The sequence below is a fragment of the Oligoflexia bacterium genome, assembly GCA_035326705.1.
Lineage (GTDB): Bacteria > Bdellovibrionota_G > JALEGL01 > JALEGL01 > JALEGL01 > JALEGL01.
In genome coordinates this window covers 306683-327201 of the sequence record DAOLES010000002.1, presented here as the reverse complement: position 1 = coordinate 327201, position 20519 = coordinate 306683, and the positions used below count along the sequence as shown (strand labels likewise).

19 protein-coding genes and 2 tRNA genes are annotated in these 20519 nt (G+C 36.3%); 9 read left to right on the top strand and 12 right to left on the bottom strand.

What is annotated here, in order from left to right:
- Position 1: 1 nt before the first annotated feature.
- Positions 2-1306, bottom strand: coding sequence for a right-handed parallel beta-helix repeat-containing protein (locus PKC21_04680; protein ID HMR24632.1), 1305 nt, complete (start codon positions 1304-1306; stop codon positions 2-4).
- 60 nt (positions 1307-1366) lie between these two features.
- Between PKC21_04680 and PKC21_04675 the strand changes: the two genes are divergently transcribed.
- The 4 genes from PKC21_04675 to PKC21_04660 all read left to right on the top strand — a co-directional run bounded on the left by PKC21_04675 (position 1367) and on the right by PKC21_04660 (position 6845).
- Positions 1367-2092, top strand: a complete 726-nt coding sequence (locus tag PKC21_04675) for an ATP-binding cassette domain-containing protein (GenBank protein ID HMR24631.1) — start codon at positions 1367-1369, stop codon at positions 2090-2092.
- Positions 2082-3641 (top strand): glycine betaine ABC transporter substrate-binding protein, encoded by a 1560-nt coding sequence (locus PKC21_04670; GenBank protein ID HMR24630.1) that lies wholly within the window; start codon positions 2082-2084, stop codon positions 3639-3641. The genes PKC21_04675 and PKC21_04670 overlap by 11 nt, the downstream gene beginning before the upstream one ends.
- Before the next feature lie 61 nt (positions 3642-3702).
- Positions 3703-5391 carry a hypothetical protein gene (locus PKC21_04665; GenBank protein HMR24629.1) on the top strand — a complete coding sequence of 563 codons (1689 nt, stop codon included), beginning with the start codon at positions 3703-3705 and terminating at the stop codon, positions 5389-5391.
- Positions 5392-5444: 53 nt separating this feature from the next.
- Positions 5445-6845: an FAD-linked oxidase C-terminal domain-containing protein gene (locus PKC21_04660; GenBank protein HMR24628.1), complete on the top strand. Its 1401-nt coding sequence runs from the start codon at positions 5445-5447 to the stop codon at positions 6843-6845.
- On the opposite strand, the gene PKC21_04655 is transcribed toward PKC21_04660, so the two are convergent.
- Positions 6842-7891 (bottom strand): methylated-DNA--[protein]-cysteine S-methyltransferase, encoded by a 1050-nt coding sequence (locus tag PKC21_04655; GenBank protein HMR24627.1) that lies wholly within the window; start codon positions 7889-7891, stop codon positions 6842-6844. The two genes, PKC21_04660 and PKC21_04655, sit on opposite strands and share 4 nt — an antisense overlap.
- A gap of 414 nt (positions 7892-8305) precedes the next feature.
- Here PKC21_04655 and PKC21_04650 point away from each other — a divergent pair, with 414 nt between their 5' ends.
- The 3 genes from PKC21_04650 to PKC21_04640 are packed head-to-tail and all read left to right on the top strand — an operon-like array spanning position 8306 to position 10651.
- Positions 8306-9652 (top strand): amidohydrolase, encoded by a 1347-nt coding sequence (locus PKC21_04650; GenBank protein ID HMR24626.1) that lies wholly within the window; start codon positions 8306-8308, stop codon positions 9650-9652.
- Positions 9653-9657: 5 nt separating this feature from the next.
- On the top strand, positions 9658-9876 hold the full coding sequence (locus PKC21_04645; GenBank protein ID HMR24625.1) for a hypothetical protein: 219 nt from the start codon (positions 9658-9660) through the stop codon (positions 9874-9876).
- A complete protein-coding gene (locus PKC21_04640; GenBank protein ID HMR24624.1) occupies positions 9836-10651 on the top strand; it encodes an RnfABCDGE type electron transport complex subunit D in 816 nt (271 codons plus the stop codon). Before PKC21_04645 ends, PKC21_04640 begins: the two co-directional genes overlap by 41 nt.
- Here PKC21_04640 and PKC21_04635 read toward each other — a convergent pair.
- Positions 10635-10910 carry a GIY-YIG nuclease family protein gene (locus PKC21_04635; GenBank protein ID HMR24623.1) on the bottom strand — a complete coding sequence of 92 codons (276 nt, stop codon included), beginning with the start codon at positions 10908-10910 and terminating at the stop codon, positions 10635-10637. The genes PKC21_04640 and PKC21_04635 overlap by 17 nt on opposite strands.
- Before the next feature lie 80 nt (positions 10911-10990).
- Between PKC21_04635 and PKC21_04630 the strand changes: the two genes are divergently transcribed.
- Positions 10991-12196: an NAD(P)/FAD-dependent oxidoreductase gene (locus tag PKC21_04630; GenBank protein HMR24622.1), complete on the top strand. Its 1206-nt coding sequence runs from the start codon at positions 10991-10993 to the stop codon at positions 12194-12196.
- Between the two features lie 8 nt (positions 12197-12204).
- On the opposite strand, the gene PKC21_04625 is transcribed toward PKC21_04630, so the two are convergent.
- The 4 genes from PKC21_04625 to PKC21_04610 form a co-directional block, all read right to left on the bottom strand.
- Positions 12205-12621, bottom strand: a complete 417-nt coding sequence (locus tag PKC21_04625; GenBank protein HMR24621.1) for a hypothetical protein — start codon at positions 12619-12621, stop codon at positions 12205-12207.
- A 69-nt stretch (positions 12622-12690) separates the two neighbouring features.
- Positions 12691-13584, bottom strand: a complete 894-nt coding sequence (locus PKC21_04620; protein HMR24620.1) for a formate/nitrite transporter family protein — start codon at positions 13582-13584, stop codon at positions 12691-12693.
- A gap of 73 nt (positions 13585-13657) precedes the next feature.
- The gene (locus PKC21_04615; protein ID HMR24619.1) at positions 13658-14281 is read right to left on the bottom strand and encodes a carbonic anhydrase; all 624 of its coding nucleotides are present in this window, start codon (positions 14279-14281) and stop codon (positions 13658-13660) included.
- On the bottom strand, positions 14278-15855 hold the full coding sequence (locus tag PKC21_04610; GenBank protein ID HMR24618.1) for a SulP family inorganic anion transporter: 1578 nt from the start codon (positions 15853-15855) through the stop codon (positions 14278-14280). The genes PKC21_04615 and PKC21_04610 overlap by 4 nt, the downstream gene beginning before the upstream one ends.
- 177 nt (positions 15856-16032) lie before the next feature.
- Here PKC21_04610 and PKC21_04605 point away from each other — a divergent pair, with 177 nt between their 5' ends.
- Positions 16033-16926, top strand: a complete 894-nt coding sequence (locus tag PKC21_04605) for a LysR family transcriptional regulator (GenBank protein HMR24617.1) — start codon at positions 16033-16035, stop codon at positions 16924-16926.
- A 71-nt stretch (positions 16927-16997) separates the two neighbouring features.
- On the opposite strand, the gene PKC21_04600 is transcribed toward PKC21_04605, so the two are convergent.
- From PKC21_04600 to PKC21_04580, 5 genes are all read right to left on the bottom strand, one after another.
- Positions 16998-17957, bottom strand: a complete 960-nt coding sequence (locus PKC21_04600; GenBank protein HMR24616.1) for a nucleotidyl transferase AbiEii/AbiGii toxin family protein — start codon at positions 17955-17957, stop codon at positions 16998-17000.
- Positions 17958-18356, bottom strand: coding sequence for a DUF6088 family protein (locus PKC21_04595; GenBank protein ID HMR24615.1), 399 nt, complete (start codon positions 18354-18356; stop codon positions 17958-17960).
- A 567-nt stretch (positions 18357-18923) separates the two neighbouring features.
- Positions 18924-19001, bottom strand: a tRNA-Glu gene (locus PKC21_04590).
- A gap of 41 nt (positions 19002-19042) precedes the next feature.
- A tRNA-Lys gene (locus PKC21_04585) sits at positions 19043-19117 on the bottom strand.
- A 76-nt stretch (positions 19118-19193) separates the two neighbouring features.
- Positions 19194-20483, bottom strand: coding sequence for an adenylosuccinate synthase (locus PKC21_04580; GenBank protein HMR24614.1), 1290 nt, complete (start codon positions 20481-20483; stop codon positions 19194-19196).
- Positions 20484-20519 lie beyond the last annotated feature (36 nt).

Here is a 20519-nt window from a genome sequence, read left to right as displayed (position 1 = left end):
CCTAGTGAATAACATTATCATAAAGTTCCCAATTGTATTCAGATGATAATTGAAAACTCTCCGCTGATGAATCAATGGTGTTGTGATGAATTGAGTTGTTATTGGGTGGGGATAAATTTTCACGTCTTACATCTCTAATAACAGGTAAAGAGGTTGTATCTGAAGTCAAAACATTATTTCTTAAAGTAAAACCACCCAAGAAACCTTGATCTGCAATATCTCTAGATAATGGTGATGGATAAGGATTCACCAAAATACCATTGCCACTAAAGTTTAACAGTTGATTGTTTTCAACCACTGTATTACCCAAACCGGATATATGAAGTCCTGTTTTACCATTGATTAAAGTATTATAACTGACCTGACAGCTTGACCCTTGCCCCGCTTGAACACCATAATTCTGTCCACTTGCATTGGCTTGCCCCCAATGGCTGATACTGTTGTTATGAATAAAACAATTATGAATAGTACTACCCACCTGCACACCATCCCAAGCAGTCTCGTTAATGGTGTTATTCCAAATATAAACATCCATCACCTCATGCGGAAATTGAATATTACCACAAATCCAACTGCCACAATGCGGATTGCTCAAACAATATTGTGATGTTGTTCCTCCATAAAAACTATTCCCAACGTAAATTCCTTCACCGCCGGTATTTTCAATTGTGTTATGATGTATGTGAACATGTTTCATGATAAAAGAATCAAACCTACGATCACCTGTTTTACAATAATCCGTGCTGGGATCGACTTTAGCCATAATGCCTGCAAACTGTGATGCACTGATATGTATATGATCTATCTCAAGATAACTGGATTTTCCTATAGCAATGGCTTGCGCCGCCTGACTGGCCTGAAACTCTAAGCCTATAAAACTTTCATTCTGACCTTTACCTGTAATCCTAAAATACTCGCCTTCTGCATACAATGCGGGTCTATGATCATTGGAAATAAGATTAACCCTTCCCATGCAGTTACGAATAATAATAGGGTTTTCACGTGTACCCTTTAAGTTTTCAAACCTTATAGGGCCTCTACTAGGATTAAGTTGCGCGTTAAAACACAGTTCACTTCCGGGACTTAAATCACTAGCATCAACGCTACTCACATCTTGATCAATGATTAAATCACAATCACAATTTGCACTGGGCGTATAGGAAAAGTATTCCTGCCCCAGAGGATAAGGATCTGGTAAGTGTCTTCCGCCAGAGCAAGCCGTTAGCATAAACAAAGCCAGTGCATAAGCACGATGGGTTTTTAACATTGGAATCATTTTTGTTTGTATATAGCATAGCTCTATCATTGTTGATAGAGCGCTTCATTATTTTTATAATTGGCTAATCTGTGATAACTTCTGTCTGATTTGCTAGAACTACAAGACATCTCTGTAAGTTTTAATCATATACAGATCTTAAATAACATTAATTTATCTGTTCAAGCTGGGCGTTTGGTGAGTCTTATTGGACCCAGTGGTTGTGGTAAAACAACTTTGTTAAAAACAATCAATGCTTTGGTTCCAATACAGTCCGGAAGCATCACGGTTGATGGCAAAACAAATTGGCAACTGTCCCAATTAAGAAAATTTGTGGCTTATGTCATCCAACAAGAAAGTTTATTCCCGCATTTACCAGTTTGGAAAAACATTGCTTTACCCGGGAAAATCCAAAACAACTTAGATCTGGTGACGGATGAGAAAATCAAATCCATACTGGAAGATTTACATTTAGACCCAAACGATGTTTGGAACAAACTACCTGCTCAACTCAGCGGCGGTCAAAAACAACGTGTGGCTTTGGCCAGAGCTTTAATTATGCAACCCAAGGTCTTACTTTTAGATGAACCTTTTTCAGCCCTTGATCCTGTAACCAAACGCTCTTTGCAAGAAACACTGAAAGACTTGCATAAAAAACACAGCACCACAATTGTCATGGTTACACATGATATTCATGAAGCGTTTATGTTAAGTGAATATATTTTTTTTCTGAGTGAAGGATCAATTATTCAACAAGGTTCTCCTCGTTCATTTATTGAAGAAACTGACAACCCACTTGTCCAATCTTTCATTGAGAGTCAACGCTATGAATACTGATAATAAAATAAGTGCACTATTTATTGGGTTGTTTTTATTCTTTTCTCAAAGCACTTCAGCAAAAATCATCATCGGTTCTAAAAATTTTACCGAACAACTTATTCTTGGTGAGATCGCGGCGCAGTATCTGGAGCATCAAGGAGAAGAGGTAGAAAGAAAACTGAACCTTGCTGGTTCGCATATTGTGTTTGAAGCGCTTAAACAAGGAAGTATTGATTTGTATCCTGAATACACTGGTACAGGTTACATCTCCATCTTAAAACTTCACGGTGAATCCAATCCAGAAACTATTTGGAACATTGTACATAAAGAATTTATGCAACAGTATAACCTTAATTGGTCTAAACCCTTAGGCTTTAATAATACTTATGCTCTTGCCGTAAGAAATAGCGATGAAAAGTTTAAAAGTATTACCAATATAGAACAGTTAAAAAATTTATTAGCACAATCAGATACCCAAACGATAAAAATGGGCGCACCCCATGCTTTTTTTACACGGCCCGATGGTTTAAAAGGTCTGAGCCAATGGTACACAATAGATCTGAATAAAGTAGAACAAATTAATCTTGAACCAGGTCTAATGTACCAAGCAATCAATAACAAACGAGTTGATATCATCACTGCTTTTTCTACCGATGCTAGAATCATTAAATTTAAACTTGATATCTTAGATGACAATAAGCAATATTTTCCGCCCTACCATGCTGCCTGGCTGGCTAAAGACTCTCTTGTAAAAAGTAATCCTTCAGTGCAGAAGTTGTTTTCTGCGTTTGAAAATAAAATTGACAACAACACCATGCAAAAACTAAATCAACAGGTTGATGAGTATGGTTATGCTGTTGATGTGGTTGCAAAAAATTTTTTAGAGCAGTCTATTTTTAAAAGCAAAACCCAAACAAACCTTCAAAAAAGTAGTTCAGAAAAGCTTGGCTTTTTGCGTTTTATAAAGTCACAACAGCAATTCCTTTTTAAAAAAACATTTGAACATGCCCAGCTATGTTTTTTTGTTATCTTGTGCTCTATTGTTTTAGCTGTACCCTTGGGAGTTTATGCGCAAAGAAATAAGGTTTTTAAAAGTATTGTGTTTTTTATCAGCAATGTTTTGCAAACTGTTCCAAGCTTGGCGCTTCTTGGCTTTTTAATTCCTGTCTTGGGTATAGGAATCAAACCTTCTATTGTTGCCTTACTCCTGTATTCTCTTTTACCCATCATTACCAATACTTATACAGGGATTGTCTCCATACCCAAACATACCAAAGAGTCTGCCTTGAGCCTGGGCATGAACCAAAAACAACTTTTGTGGTATATTTTAATGCCTTTGGCCTTACCGCAAATTTTTGCTGGAATTAGAATTGCTGCTGTGATTACCATTGGTACCGCGACACTAGCGTCACTTATTGGTGCTGGTGGCTTAGGAGACCCTATTTTTCAAGGAATCTCACAAGCCAATACGTATTATATATTGTTAGGCGCTATTCCAGCTGCTGCCATGGCTTTACTTGTGGATGCCATTTTTAAAAGCATTGAAAAGCATGTTTCTTGGCAATAGTGTTGATATTGTTTAAAAAATCACTTGAATTATATAATGCGACGCGATATACACATCCTCTGTGCGTACATTTTTAACAATATTTTTAAGTATTTGGTTTGCAACTTGTTCATCTGGTTCAAGTCCTTCCCCTGCTCAAAATAACAACAAATCCTCTAAAAAAACACTTCCTTCCACTCAAACTTTAAATAATACCTTAAATAAAACATCTAATAATGAGCCCATAGAAAGTTTTGATGGCGCGTATTTGCAAGAGTATTTAAACTTTAATACTGATTCAGAACATGAATTATGTCAGACAGTAAGCCAGTTTTTTAAGGCCTCTATCCCCAATTTCCCCGTCAATTCAAGCCTTGTTCTTGAATGTAAAAATACACAAAGCAAACTTGAGTGCAAAGGAGATACTGCTCAGTATTTAGGGAGTGTCAATAATGATGGGCAATACAAATTACAAATTGATAAGAATATTCGTGTCATTTTAGGCCATACCTTAGATCAATTTATCCAAGACAATGAACTTGATGAAGGGACAACACTGTCCAAAATAAAAGAGGACTCTTTACAAGGTAAGTTTCCAAAGACAGCCTCTGAAACAGGCATTGAACAGTTTAATTTTACAATCACTCAAGCTGAGCAAGCAAACATTCAATGTGCTATTAAGGCTGAATACACTTTAAAAAAATTAGAAGAAGACGAACGCATAGCTCTTACTGAACCAATAGAAAAAGATTTAGAAAAAATAGAACAAGATCTCGATTTTTCCGGCCTTTATCACGTTATCCTTACCAGTAATCTTAAAACAGAAAATAACCACCCAATATGTGAACTTGCCAACATTATGGCTAAGGCAGAAGAAAACGACGATGATACCGAGCGAGTGGTTGACGTGTTTGTGTGCTCGCAGAAGGGTAGTAATATCGTTTGCACAAGTGATGACAGTGATCAACCCATTACGGGAACAATTACTGCAACCGGCGAATTTAAAATGGTTCAATCCCCCCCAGACTCTGATCAAGAAGGGGTAAGTATGCTACCTCTAAATTATATAGGCATCTTCCCCCAACTGGGGCAAGAAAATCAAATGCAGTCTAATTCCGCAACTGTATTTGAACTGAGTCCAGAAAAATGGGCTGAACAAATTGATGCCTTTAAAACTGGAAAAGAAGATCTAAAGAAACAAGGGGTTTCAGATCAACTGATTGAGGCAATTTCAAACCTAGATCCTGCTAATTTAAAACGGATAGAATGCAAGTTAACTGCAGAATTTAAATTGAAAAAGTTTTCTGAAGAAGAAGTGTTTCAACGCAAAGTTCAATACAGAGAATACAATAAACCCTTAACTTATCAACTTACTGTATTAACTGGAGACCAGAATGATGCAAGCGATGACATGTTTCCTCCCTGCCAAGATATCAATCAATACCTTAAACTTAACCTTCAACAAGACCTAAAGTTCAATTGCCCGCAAGGGACTCAAGCTAAGTGTATGGGATTTGGATCTGAATTTGATATTTTAACCAACTATGATGACGCTCCAATTGAAACAAGTTATTTTGATTATGCCCCAGAGGAAGACCTTTTAATCAATGGCCGTGCCTGGAGCGTATCTGCAAAAATGTATTATCCAGAGAACAATCCCAGAGCAAACCATGCTCATCTTTTACTGGTGGCAGGTTCATATAATACAGACCAAAACCAACGTAAGCATTGCTCAAGTCAATTTGAAGTTGCGTTTAAAATACTTCAATAATTTAAATACAGAGCAAGAGTTGCCATCTTTTACCAGCAAGATATAAGGTATCCATGGAATACCCCAGCAAAACTCAAACATTTTTAAGCAGCCTAAGCACTCTTCATCCTGATATTGTTATAATGACTGATCATGAAAAGTGCGTGGATTACCAAAGAGATGAAAGTGCTTGCACCCCTTTATTAAGCTGTCCGGTTGTTTTTCCTAAAAACACACAAGACATTCAAGTTATTGTTAAACTAGCCCAAAAGCTCAAATTACCCATTGTTCCTAGAGGAGCGGGTTCAGGCTTAAACGGCGCCTGTGTGCCTATCACTGAATCTATTATCATTTGTTTTGAACACATGAACCGTTTACTAGAATTGGATGAAGAAAATTTTACTGCCACCGTTGAACCAGGAATGATTACCGGCGATATTCGTAAGGCCGTTGAACCCAAAGGTTTGTTTTATCCGCCTGTTCCAGCCAGTGTTGATTACTGCTCTATAGGTGGTAACATTGCCACCAACGCTGGTGGTCTTTGTGCTGTTAAGTATGGCGTGACGCGTGAATATGTTATGGGTTTAGAAGTAGTGCTCCCCAATGGTGAAGTGATTCAAACCGCCGGACCATGGATGAAATGCTCTACCGGATATGACTTAACTCAATTGTTTACCGGTTCTGAAGGAACTTTAGGCATTGTCAGTAAAATTATTTTAAAACTCATCCCCTTACCCCAACATAGACAGACTTTATTGATTGCCTTTGATAGTTTGGATGCTGCTGCCATTGCGGTTAACACTTTACTCAAGCAAGGTTTATCCATCCCTACCATGGAGCTCATTCCCAAAGAAGCTGTGGATTGCGTCAAACAAACCTATCAATACACTTATCCCTTTGAACAGGCGGCTGCCAGTTTATTGATTGAATTGGATGCTATGGGAGAAGATCAAATAGAACAACAAACCATGAAACTGTATGAGAGCATCATTGATCTTTGTGCAGATGAGCCGCTCATGGCACAAAATGAACAACAAAGAGAAGATTTATGGTTGTTTAGAAAAAGTGTGCGCAATAGTATTGTTGCGCAAGGAGAATATGTTGAGGCAGATAGTGTGGTAGCACGCAGTAAAATTAAAGATTTATTACAAGCCGCCAGAGAAGTTTCAAAAAAACACACCACCCCTTGCATCTCCTATGGCCATGCTGGCGACGGTAATTTACACACCTATTTCTTAAAACAAAATACGCCAGAAGAAGAATGGAATGCTAAAAAAGAACTCATCTTAACTGATTTTTTTACGGCTACGCACAAGCTAGGCGGCACCTTATCTGGAGAACACGGCATTGGTATGGATAAAGTAAACTACATGAATATCACCAACTCACAAGCGCATCTGGATACCATGCGATCCATAAAAAAAGCCCTAGATCCGCACAACATCATGAATCCTGGTAAGGTTTTAAAAGTTTAAATTTTGTAACCTTCTAGTTTTAACAACTGTTCTTTTCTTTCTAGTCCACCGCCGTAGCCACAGAGACTGCCGTCACTGCCAATGACTCTATGACAAGGAATAACAATAGCAATTTTATTGGCACCATTGGCATTGGCTACGGCTCTAACTGCTTTAGGATGTTTCATCTTTTGTGCTTGTTGTTTATAACTTCTTACTTCTCCATAAGGAATGGCCATCAGTACTTGCCATACCTGTTTTTGAAAATCGCTCCCTACCATATATAATGATACAGAAAATGTTTTTCTTTTTCCTGCAAAGTACTCATTCAATTGTTCTTGCAGTTGCTCTATCACTTTATTTTTTTTAAGAACGATGGGCGCTTTAAAATGTTTTTGAATTGCAATCAATTGTGTTTCCAACATTCTTCTATCATTAAACTCCAGCAAGCATATTTTTTCATTGATGCTGGCCGCCAACATGGGGCCCAAGGGTGTCAACAGCTGATAACTTTCTATAACCGTATTGGCGTTAATGTTTTTTGGAGATCTACCGGTTAGCTGCTTAAAAGCTTGGGTAAAGCCACTTAAAGATTCATAACCATGCTCCATAGCCGCATCAATCACTTTTCCTCCTTGATTCAAATGACCAAAAGCCTGTCCCATTCTTAAGGATCTTAAATAAGCTTGAAAGGTCATGTTGTGATTTTTTTTAAACCAACGCCTTACTCTATTGGGGTCTATACCTAAGGCTTTGATATCTTCATCTGAAAAACGATAGCGTTCTTCTGTCTCGATTGCTGTAAACAATACCTTTAACCACTCTGGCTTATCTGATAACGCTTGCATAGGAGAACACACTTTACACGGCCGATAACCTTTTCTTAAGGCTTCTTGGCTACTCAATACAAATTCAACATTTTCTTTCTTAGGTTTTCTAGCATGACAACTTGAACGACAAAAAATACCCGTGCTGCTGATACAGGCAAAAAAAGCCCCCTCGTATTTCACATCTTTAGTGAGCAAGGCCTGATAGTACTCATCAAATTTTTTTTGATTTAGGTGCATGAATCTTTGTTTACTGATAAAAAAAATTTGTCACAACCAAAAAATTATCAAGCAATTTAACATCATCTCAGAACACAAACACTGGAAGCCTGATGCATATAAATACATAATATTATTAGGTTTTTTTAGCTAATGCTATCAAGTGCCCTAAGATAAGGGATCTTTTGTTTTCCACCCATGTAAACTTTTGTTGTCAGTATTTTATGAATAAAAAATAAAAAACGTTCCATCTTTTTTTTTTAATTTTTATTGCTATACTGTACCTATAGCCAACACTTTAGACATGAGTTAAAGCTATCATTCATTTTCCTCCTTTGAAGAAAGCCGTGTTCCCCCACACGGCTTTTTTTTATCTTTTAGCGTTTGTATGACTCTTGTCTTGCCTTTATTTCTTGATTTGCTAGTCTCTAGCGCATGAGTAATACAGCAACATTGATTAAAAATGCATTAATTGTCACCATGGATAAAGATGAGCGCATTTTAACTAAACATGACCTCCTTATAGAAAACGGTGTAATAACAAAAGTAGGGCAAAACTTAAATATAGAAAACAAGCATGAAAGTATAGATGCCAGTGGCAAAATCATGATTCCAGGACTCATCAATGGTCATACGCATATTGCCATGACTCTACTGCGTGGCTTAGCAGATGACTTACCTCTCAACGATTGGCTCAATCAATATATATGGCCAGCAGAAGCTAAATTTACCCATGATTATGTTTATTGGGGCAGTAAACTGGCCTGTTGGGAAATGGCTGCCAGCGGAACAACCTGCTTTAATGACATGTATTTTTTTGTGGATGATATTGCTAATGCTACTCAAGAAAGTGGAATGCGAGGTCTTATTAGTTTTGGAAGCATTGATTTTCCTACACCCAATACCTCACATATCACTAATGATAAAGAGCGCTGGGACTATACCTTAAAACTCAATGAAGATTTTTTTGCGCAATGGAAAAATCACTCTCATATTCACCCTAGTTATGCAGCTCATGCTCCCTACACTGTGAGTCCAAAACATTTAGAAGATATTGCCCAAGCTGCTCACAACCATAAGGCAAACATTCATATTCATGTCGCAGAAACTCAACATGAAACTCAACTCATTAATGACACATTCAAACAATCCGCTACTAGTCCTACACAATACCTAGCGCAGCTTGGCTTTTTAAAAGAAAAAATTGTGGCCGCGCATATGGTTTGGACGGATCAAAAAGATCTAGAATTGATTAAAGAATACAATGTTGGTATTGCCCATTGTCCTAAGTCTAATTTAAAACTAGGATCGGGTTATGAGCATAATATTAGTCAAATGCGAAAAATAAATATTCCTGTCTCCATTGCTACCGATGGTACTGCCTCTAATAACACCTTAAATTTATGGAATGAAATTCAATTTGCCAGTCTCCTTCCAAAAATCAATGACCCCCTACAAGCACAAGCAAAAGATATCTTTAGAATGGCTACCATTGATGGGGCCAAAGCTTTACACATGGACCATCTGATTGGCTCCATTGAGGTGGGCAAACGTGCAGATTTGGTATTGCTCTCACAAGATCATGCCAATCAAGTTCCTTACTTGGATGCTAACAATATTTATTCCCGCTTGGTGTATGCTACACAAAGTGAAAATGTAGATACAGTTTTAGTCAATGGCCAATGCTTGAAAAAAGATGGTCAGATGAACAATGCCTTGTTTGACCAAGATCAAATTAAACATGAAGCCGTACAGATCAGAAAAACCATTGAGAACTTATAAAATCAATGTTTAGTTATCACTACAGTAAACAAGGACTATTAAGAGTCTCTTATAATCACAAAGTGATTATGCATCTTAAATCCAAAGCAGCAGAAAAACTGTATTCTCAGTTACAAGGCTGCAACAATGAAGAAGATATACAAATGCTTCTTGCAAAAGCAACAGGCAACTTTAAACGAGGAAATGAAAAACTTGCTAAGCTCAGTGCTAACAAAAAAAAATAAAGTTTTGGATGCTCGCATCTATCAAATTATTTTTTTAAGCAGTTTTATTGGTCTTGGACTAGCCTTTAAAGACTTAAGTCTTTCTTTACCCGGATTAATATTATGTTTATTCACTGCCATTGCTTGCCAATACTTCTTTGCTAAACTCTACAAACAAACACAAATTTCAATTCTTAGCGCTATTATTACTTCATTATCCATTTGCTTACTAACCCGGAGTAATTTTTTTTGGACTTATCCTTTATTGGCATTCATTGCAATTAGCTCTAAGTTTGCTCTACGTTGGCATCAACAACATATTTTTAATCCAGCCAACTTCGCTATTGTTTTTGCATTGTTATTTATAAAACCTATATGGATATCAGATTCACTCTGGGGTCACTCCACCAGTCTTATTATCTGGTTTATGTTTTTAGGCATGGTGGTTACGCAAAAAACCAAAGTTAATTTACCCAGCATAGCTTTTTTATTATTTTACTTTTTACTGACAGCCATTAAGACAATTTATTTAGGTTTTGAATTTTTAGTCTGGGCTCATGAACTTCAATCCGGAGCTTTAATGATTTTCACCTTTTTTATGCTCTCTGATCCAAAAACCAGTCCAGATCAAGTCAGAGGACAGCTTATTTATGCAGCAACCATTGCTTGCTTTAGTTTCATCTTAAAGCATTTATTATTTATCAATCACGCTTTTTTTTACAGTTTAATCATAGCTTGTTTGCTATCTAACGTGGTTTTAAAAAAACAAAAATATAGCTTCAATTGGTTAAGCTGACATTACCTTTAATCATCAATTTTTTTTGTTTAGAACTTAATTTTTTAATTGCATACTCTCTGGATAATGCTTCACCATGATTTTTAAAGCTTTCTTTGTAAACCACTTTTACAGGGGCTCTTGCATAAAAATACTTAGCCCCTTTTTTATTCAAATGCTGCTCAAAACGTTTATTAACGTCTTTGCTTATTCCAGTATACAAAGATTGATCTGAACACAGAATAATATAAACAAACCATTTTTCTGTGTTTTTAACCATTTATGCTAGCTTAACAAAAAGCTCTTTCTAACAAAACATTAAAATTGTTTATTCACATTAAGCTTGTTAAGAAGGCAAAAGTGAATAACTCTAACACATATCAATGCATCATCATTGGGGGAGGCGCTGCTGGATTAAAGGTAGCAGGCCTTCTTGGCCAAAAAAAAGTTAAAACACTGCTTTTGGAACACAACTCAAGTCTAGGTAGAAAAATTCTTATCTCAGGTGGAGGAAGATGTAACTTTACCAATATGCATGCTTGCGCCAATGATTATATCAGTCAAAATCCTCACTTTGTAAAATCAGCTTTAAGTCAATATACTGCTCAAAACTTCATTGATGAAGTAACACAGGCCAATATTCCGTTTTATGAAAAAAAGCTCGGACAATTGTTTTGTAAAAGATCTGCGCAAGATATTCTTAATTTGTTGATTAATAAAATTGATCAAACTTATGTCTCTATAGGCATGAACCAAACTGTTTCATCCATCACTAAACCAGAAGATAATTTTATTTTAACTTTATCAACCAGTAAAACATACAAATGTAAACAGCTTATTATTGCAACAGGTGGCCTATCCTTTAGCAAATTGGGAGCAAGTGATTTTGGCTATACCATTGCAAAACAATTTGGTCATTCAATCATCAAACCTGAGCCTGCTTTAGATGGTTTTAAGGTTAAAGAGTCTGATTTAAAAAAATTCTCATTATTGGCAGGGGTATCACTACCTGTTGCTATTGAAATTAATCAATATTCTATTAAAGATGATCTTTTGTTTACCCATCAAGGTTTAAGTGGCCCAGCCGCCTTAAAAGCCAGTTTGTATTGGTATGATAAAAGTTCTGTGAATATTAACTTCTTACCACAGTTTTCAAGTTCAGTTGATTTAGAAAAAGAGCTACAACAACAAAAACATACTTACGGCCATAAACTGCTTAAATCTTTTTTAAAACCTCTTTTACCTCAACGTTTTATTGAAAATTTTATTGAACAAGCTTTGCTCAATAAAAAAATGGCAGAGTTAAGCAACCCGCAACTTCATGCTGTGGCTACTTTAATCACTCAATATACACTCATTCCTAAAAAAACAATTGGCTACCATAAAGCTGAAGTCACCCGTGGCGGCGTATGCACAAAAAACATTTCTTCAAAAACCATGGAATCTAAACTTTGTCAGGGTTTATATTTTATTGGTGAAGTCGTTGATGTAACCGGGCAATTGGGAGGTTTTAATTTTCAGTGGGCATGGTCTTCAGCTTATGCTTGTGCAAACCACATTTCTTAAGCAATAAATTATGGTTCTTGATTGGCATCAATAATAATGCCATTGATAAAATCCATTTGATATTCTTTTTGCTCTGACTTTAAAACCTGAAAATGTAATTTATGCTTTTTATAAAACGCTTTTAATGTTGCCACTGCTGCATATTGAATCTTGGCTTCTGGCTCATCTTTCTTCTCAGGTAAAACATAATCCAAGGCATAGTCAATATGCATGGTATCCGTTCTTTCATTATCTTTTTTAGCTTCTATAATCTCTATCTGTGCATCTTGACCCTGAACATCTGCAATTTTTTTATCCAAAACTTTATAAAATAGTTGTGCTGCTTGCGCAATATCTTGTTCACTTAAATTAACCGGTTTTGAAACACATGCGCTCAATAAACCTATCAAAATGACAAAAGCTAACTTATCTAAAATTCTTCTCATACTCTTTACATTATACTTAAAAAATGCTGATTAAGTACTTAAAAATATCAAATTTCTAAGTAACTAAATTTATTGCGCAGTCCTAATATGACTATAATTTAAGCTGGCCACCATAAAGCTACCTCCCATAAGGTTACCCAAAATGGCCGCACTTAAAAAATATCCCATTTCTGATAAGCCTATGCTGGCATCAATAAATAAGGCAACAAACATTTCTGCTGAACCTGCCACACAGTGATGCAATCCACCAATACCAATTAAAAATGTAACAATGTAAATACAAAGCATCTGTGCGGTTGATGATGAGCTAGCATACAACAGCCACCCGCCTAAAGCCATCAACCATCCTGCTAAAACTGCACTGATAAAAATCTGTAACCAAGGGTATTGCACTAAATGTTGCGCAACGGCAATGTAACCGCTTTCATTTTGAATCACAGGGTCTGCTAAGGATATTAACCCTGCACTAACGGCGGTACCAATTAGATTACCTAAAAGTATGATTGACCACAAACGAAGCAATTGTTTAAAACTACACTTATTATCAAGGTAGGGATAAACAGCCAATGCCGTATGTTCAGTAAACAATTGTGAAGCACTAAAAATACAAATAATAAAACCTAAGGGATATACTAAAGCCATGGCCAGACGTCTGTAGATAAACCCCATATCCACTGTTGCCGTATAAGCAAATGCAACTGCCATAGCGGCAAACCCTAAAATTAATCCTGCTGATATGGCTGATAGCAATAATGAAAAGAAGCTGCGATTCATTTGCTCTTTGCCTTCTACAATAGCTTTTTCTAAAATATCATCTGGATGTCTGGCAACTTCATCATTTCTTTTAATGATGACTGAGACATATTGTTTTTCTTCATTCATTCTGGCAATTGTGCGTTCTGTTGAGGCTTCCTCATAAATAACACCTTTTTCGACTCTGTAGTTTGTATTTTTTTCTGACACGATTACCTCGCTTTAAATAATAAGCACAAAATTGAGCCACCATAGCCAATAATATTATTGTTTATACCCTATTTTACTCGTTCTTGTGAAGCAAATGCACCTTTCCTGTACTTACATCATAAACGGCACCCTGAATTTTCAACTCATCTTTATTAATCAAGCCTTTTAGAATTGAACTTCTTGTTTCTATATCTATTATACTGTTTTTGACATTTTCAACATTCACTGCTTCAACTATTTCATCTTCTTGGGTAATGCCTTGATTTTTAACGGTATTAACAGCTGGTTTTATTTTACTCAGCAACCCCGTCAAATGACCCAAATCTATATCTTGGCAAGCTCCAGTCACTGCTCCACACTTTGTATGCCCTAAAACTAAAACAAGTTTAGATCCAACAACACCGCACGCGTATTCAATGCTACCTAAAATATCTTCGTTGATCACACATCCGGCAACACGAATAACAAAAATATCCCCAATGTTTTGATCAAATACAATTTCAGTTGAGACGCGTGAATCCATGCATGTGAGAATAACAGCAAAAGGATATTGTGCGTTTTGAGTAGCATTGATTCTATCCTTAACAGCATAATCAAAACCAACCTCTCTGCTAAATCTTTTATTACCTTCCAATAAAATATCCAAAGCTTTTTTAGGGGTAATTGCTTCTAGATCTTTTTTACTTTTGCTATTCATGGTGTAACCTCCTTGTTATGTAATTTATTAAATAACTCTCCTTTAAACGATATTTCGACATTTTTTAGTTGGGCATTTTTCTTAAAATCATCAATAATTTCATAAATATCATGATCAATATTAATAGAGTATTTTGCATCAATGGTTAGTTTTGAGTTTGGCTTCACATCTTGTAAAATTTTAATGATACTGGCTCGGTTCCAAAAACTAACATTCTCTGAAAGATATAGCTTCATATGTTCTTGTTGACCGTTTTCAACCACAGTTTTACAAGCATAAGAATGGCGAAAATTATTCAAAAGAATAAAAAAGACTGCAACAACCAAACCTAGACCAATACCCGTGAGCAGATCAGTTAAGAGTATTGCAACTACGGTTACAATAAAAGGTAAAAACTGATACCGACCAAGTTTAAATATAGCTTTAAAGGTTTTTGGATGCGCTAATTTATACCCAACAAGTAATAAAATAGCCGCTAAAGAGGCCAACGGAATCATGTTTAATATGTTAGGGAGCAAAAATGAAATCAATAACAATAAAAACCCATGAAATATGGCTGACATCTGAGTTTTTCCCCCAGATTGAATGTTGGCGGAACTTCTTACAATCACTTGCGTAATAGGTAAGCCGCCAATAAGTCCAGAAACAACATTTCCTACACCCTGTGCTTTTAACTCACGATTGGTTGGCGTTACTCTTTTATATGGGTCCAGTTTATCGGTTGCTTCCACACATAATAAAGTTTCTAAGCTTGCTACTACGGCTAAGGTCAATGCTGTTGTATAAACTGAAAGTTGACTGATTTTAGAAAAATCAGGCAAGGTAAACAGTTGCATAAATTCTGAAAATCCTGAACTTACGGGTATTTGTACCACATGCTTTTGATCCAGAGCCCAACTTGACCCCAAAGCCAATAAAACTTGATTTGCAATAATCCCAAAAATGACCACCAACAAAGGACCTTGAACCCATTTACTCAAAGACATTTTTTTAACTCTTGGCTGTTCCCACGCAATTAAAATTGCAAGAGAAATAAGTGTAATTAAAATGGCCGCTGGCTGGACATAAGAAAACATGTTACCCAACTCAGAAAACGTATTGAATGAATCTGCTTGTTTAAACTCTAAAAGTCCTTCAGGTACGGCATCATAGCCTACAGCATGTGGAATCTGTTTTAAAATGATAATTAAACCAATCCCTGCCAACATGCCTTTGATAACTGCGGAAGGAAAATAATAGCCAATAACACCTGCCTGAAGGTAACCCAATCCAATCTGCATAAAACCTGCAATCACCACTGACAATAAGAAGGTTTCCCAACCTAGGGCTCCTATTGCATTGAGCACAATAACAGCCAGTCCCGCTGCTGGCCCACTCACCCCAAGCTGTGAGCCACTTAAACTACCCACAATAATTCCACCAACAATACCTGCAACAATGCCAGAAAATAAAGGTGCTCCCGAAGCTAAAGCAATTCCTAAACATAAAGGCGTAGCAACCAAAAAGACCACAACACTGGCAGAAAAATCTTGTTTAAAATCTTCTGAGCGATACTGTTTTAAAACATCCAACATGATTCCCTCTCATTAATAATTTTCTGAATTTTAGACCTCATAACTAGAACTAGAGATCTGAGTAATACACAAAGGCACTAGAACATTTTTTATTGTAATGCACAAAATAATTTTATCAAATAGATAGTTTAACATTAATACATTTATTTTTTCTATGTTTTTGCTAAACTAAGACTTATGGATTGGCTCAACTATCATCATCTTTATTATTTTTGGCAAGTTGCTAAATGTGGAAGCATTTCAAAAGCTACAGAAGAGCTAAGACTGGCACAACCCACCATTAGTGCCCAATTAAAACAACTGGAAAACAACCTAGGTCACAAACTTTTTATTAAAGATGGAAGAGCTTTAAAATTATCTGAAATGGGACGTATTGTTTATGCTTATGCACAAGATATATTTAGCATTGGTCACGATTTAAAAAACACCCTAAAAAATCTTAACCATCAAGGCACACATGATCTTAACATTGGGATAACTATGATGATTCCTAAACTTTTATCTTATAAACTGATTAACAAGTTATTTAACTCAAACAAAAAAATTGTTCCTCACTGTTTTGAAGACAATTTAAGCAGCTTACTGGAGCGTCTAACATTGCATGAAGTGGATGTTGTCTTATCTGATGCGCCTGTTCCGCCATTACTCAATATCAAAGCTTACAATCATTTTTTAGGAGAAAGTCCAATTAGTTTTTGTGTTGCACAAGCTATGGTAGAAAAACTAAACGGTCCTTTCCCACATTGTTTAGACCAATTTCCTTTTATTTTACCCACCAAAGATACATCTCTTAGACAATCTCTTTTGTTATGGTTTGAAAAAAACAATATACACCCTAATTTTGTAGCAGAAATTCAGGATAGCGCATTAATGAAAATGCTGGGGCAAGAAGGTCATGGCATCTTTGCAATCCCTAGCAGCATAGAGCAAGATGTTGTAAAAAACTATAATACTAAAGTCATTGGTAAAACTACCGCTGTAAAAGAATCTATTTATGCAATTACCATCAAAAGAAAAATTCAAAATCCTGCTCTTAGTCAGTTCTTAATCAATGCTCAATATGTATTCTAACTTTCTAGCTTGGCGCTCATGTTAGTGGAGGTAAGAAAAGTCTAATATAATAAACTTAAAACTCTTCAAATTTACTTTTTCAGCACTGATGCAAAGAGCACTTCTAGATTAGCCAACACTTCTTCCCAAATTGGTGGCTTCGAATCAAATACCAATGGCCCTACAAAACGATCATATCTTTCTTCAAAGTGAAGCGTTGCCTTTAATTGTTCTAGACCAAAAGAAAGCTCTTTCTCTATATCTGTCCTATACTCGGTATGTTTTTGACTAAATCGTTCTTGGTCAGATTTTGCTGCCTTCCAAAATATATCGTGAAAAACTTTTTTTGAGTAATTTAAATCTTTAGTGACATAAAGGTCGTAGGCATGTCTAATCAATCTTTCATCTTCCCATTCCTTAATTCCCCTCGCTACACCTGCAGTTCTTCTAAGCAGAGAAAGTAATTTTTCTGCTAAAATGCTTTCTAATTCAGAACAAGGAAAGTTTTTTACCTCTGAATCACTTTTCATAATTTTTGCGCTATAGGACTCAATACTTTTTTTTACCGCATCTTGATAAAGCACAGATTGAGTCAGTTCAATTTTTATTTCTGGACGAAGATAATGCAAAGTATTTCCCTGTCTTGGATACCTAATTTGAAATTCTTGATATCTATATTCATTTCTTTTCTTTTGACTCACCAAATCATAAGTTTGATCATTTAGAATATGATCGATAATCCGCTCTCCAAATTCTTTTCGCTGTTTCTTTTGCTGGGACTTTGACTTTTCAAGATACTCTTTGTTTGGAATCATTTTTAAATCAATATCTTCTGACATACGACTAGAGTTTTTTAAGTAAACCTTCGTCAAACATGTTCCTCCAGAGAACACGAGAATAAAATCATCACTGATCATTAGATTTTCTAATTTTCTCAAAATGTCGATAGTAAAGAATTCCTTTTCAACAATAGCTGTTGGTATAGGATTAGATATTTTGTAATAGCTTGATAAAGCTTGAGCAATATCAACAAATGAGGGGAAGGCCTTCATCTACTTTTCAATATAGAGTTGATATCGATCGACTCCAATTTTTCTTTGAAATCGATCATTGATGATCACATCCAAACGAGCGGGGATTTGCTCGCTTCCTTTTTGATAATCCTGAATTAGACTTCCATATTCCCAATCAACCTTTAATCGTTCTAACGCTTCGATAGCAATTTCCTCAAAAGCCCCGTCTATCATTATCTGTCCGGTATAGATATTTTTTCTTGTTTTAACATACAAGCCATAACCCAAGCGGATGAGTTTTTTCTCATCCATCAGCTCACGCAAAGCACGTCCAACTTGATCGTAGTCACCTAAGGCAGCAAAATTTTTTCTCAAAAAAACACGTTTTTTAGAACGCTTTATTTTCTCGAAAATTCTTTTTTTTAAACTTTTCCTCATTTTCTATAGGGTAACAAAAATACGACAATTATTCAAGCAAAAATACGACAATATTTTTTTACTATTCAATGTAAGCATTTAATATTACTATAATTTTACCCAATCAATATGTGTTTTTAATTTTATATTTTTATTTTTTAAAATTAAAGTTTTAAGAAAACTACCCTTAGGAGTCATATCTAGATAATTAAAACCGAATATTCAGAAGCTCTAATCCCCTCCCGCTATTCGCTCTTTTTCTAAAATCAGCTCATGCCCCTCTCACAAATTAAAACCGCGTTTTAATTTGTTCACTCCCGTGCGCAAAGCCATATACAATGGCTTTGCTACGTAAACACAAATAAAAAATGAACTAGCGCCAAAGGCGCGTAGTTCAAATCCCCAAATAGCACTTTATTTGAATGGAAGATGAACTTGAAATGTACCTTGTTCTAAAGGAAGAAAGTGGTACCCCCAAGGCTATACTTGCGTCAGCAAGTATAGCCTTGGGGTTCAAAGCCCTTAAGCCTGGCAATCATTGTAATTATAAAATAAAGTACTTGTGCGTACCGAAATCTAAAGAAAAGATGGTACCCCCAAGGGGATTTGAACCCCTGTTTTCGCCGTGAAAGGGCGGTGTCCTGGACCGGGCTAGACGATGGGGGCGCCTAAACAGCTTATCAAGCTGTTATCCTTATTCTGTTTTTTGGTGAGCCCGGTTGGATTTGAACCAACGACCCATTGCTTAAAAGGCAATTGCTCTACCCCTGAGCTACGGGCCCAAAACAGATTTCTGCTTATACATAGAACCTGGCAAATGCGCAAGGGAAAGCTGTATTTTTTAGCTCTTTTATTGACTTAGAAAATAGAATCCTCAATGATTCTTTCTTTTCTAGCTGGTCCTGTAGATATCATGCTAATTTTAGCCTCTGTCAAGGCTTCTATCCGGTCTAAAAAAATTTGAGCATTTTTGGGCAAGTCTTTTCTTGATGCACAGTTTTCTGGCAAACTCTCCCAACCTTCAAAACTTTCATAAACCGGTTCACATTTTTCTAAAATTCTCCAGTCAGCAATAAATTCTGTGTGCTCTTGACCATCAACTTTATAGGACGTTGCAATTTTAATTGTTTTTAAGCCATTTAAAACATCCAACTTTGTTACCACCAAATCAGTAATACCATTGACCCTAACCGCATGCTGCAAACACACTGCATCCAACCAACCGCAACGTCTAGGTCTACCTGTCGTTGCACCAAACTCATGGCCTTTTTCTTGAAGATACTTGCCATCAGTATCATTAAGTTCTGTTGGAAATGGACCTGAACCAACTCTGGTGGTGTAAGCTTTCATGATACCCACAACTTTATCAATATGGCTGGGGCCAACACCTGAGCCCGTACAAGCTGAACCAGCAATTGTGTTAGATGAGGTTACAAAAGGATATGTACCATGATCTACATCCAATGAAGTGCCTTGGGCACCTTCAAATAAAATATTTTGTCCAGCCTTTTTAGCGCTGTAAATGTAATGCGAAGTATTGCTAATGTGTGCTGTAACCCATTTACAATGCTCCTGAATTTTTGCAAGCATGACCTTACTATCTAAAGCTGGTTCGTTATAAACTTTGGTCAAGAGTTCATTCTTACCTTCAACAATAGCATCAAGCTTACTTTCAAACCATTTCATGGATAAAAGATCACCCATTCTTAAACCTTCACGAGCAACTTTATCAACATAACATGGGCCAATGCCTCTTCCTGTTGTTCCAATTTTAGCATCGCCGCGTTTTTTTTCTGCCGCTAAATCCAATTGTTTATGATAGGGCATAATAATATGTGCATTTTCACTGATTTTTAGGTTGTCTGGTGTAATATGAATGCCTGCTGTATGAAGCTGATCAATCTCCTGTTTAAGAACATCTAAATCAATCACCACCCCGTTACCAATCACACACACTGTATTTTCTCTTAAGATTCCAGAGGGAATGAGATGCAAAACAACTTTCTTGCCTTCTACCACAAGCGTATGTCCTGCATTGTTACCACCTTGAAAACGAACCACCAAGTCCGCTTGCTCAGCAAAAATATCAACGACTTTACCTTTTCCTTCGTCACCCCACTGGGCGCCAACAACAACTACATTTGCCATTTTTTTACTATTAACATGCATGTTAAAAAAGACTAG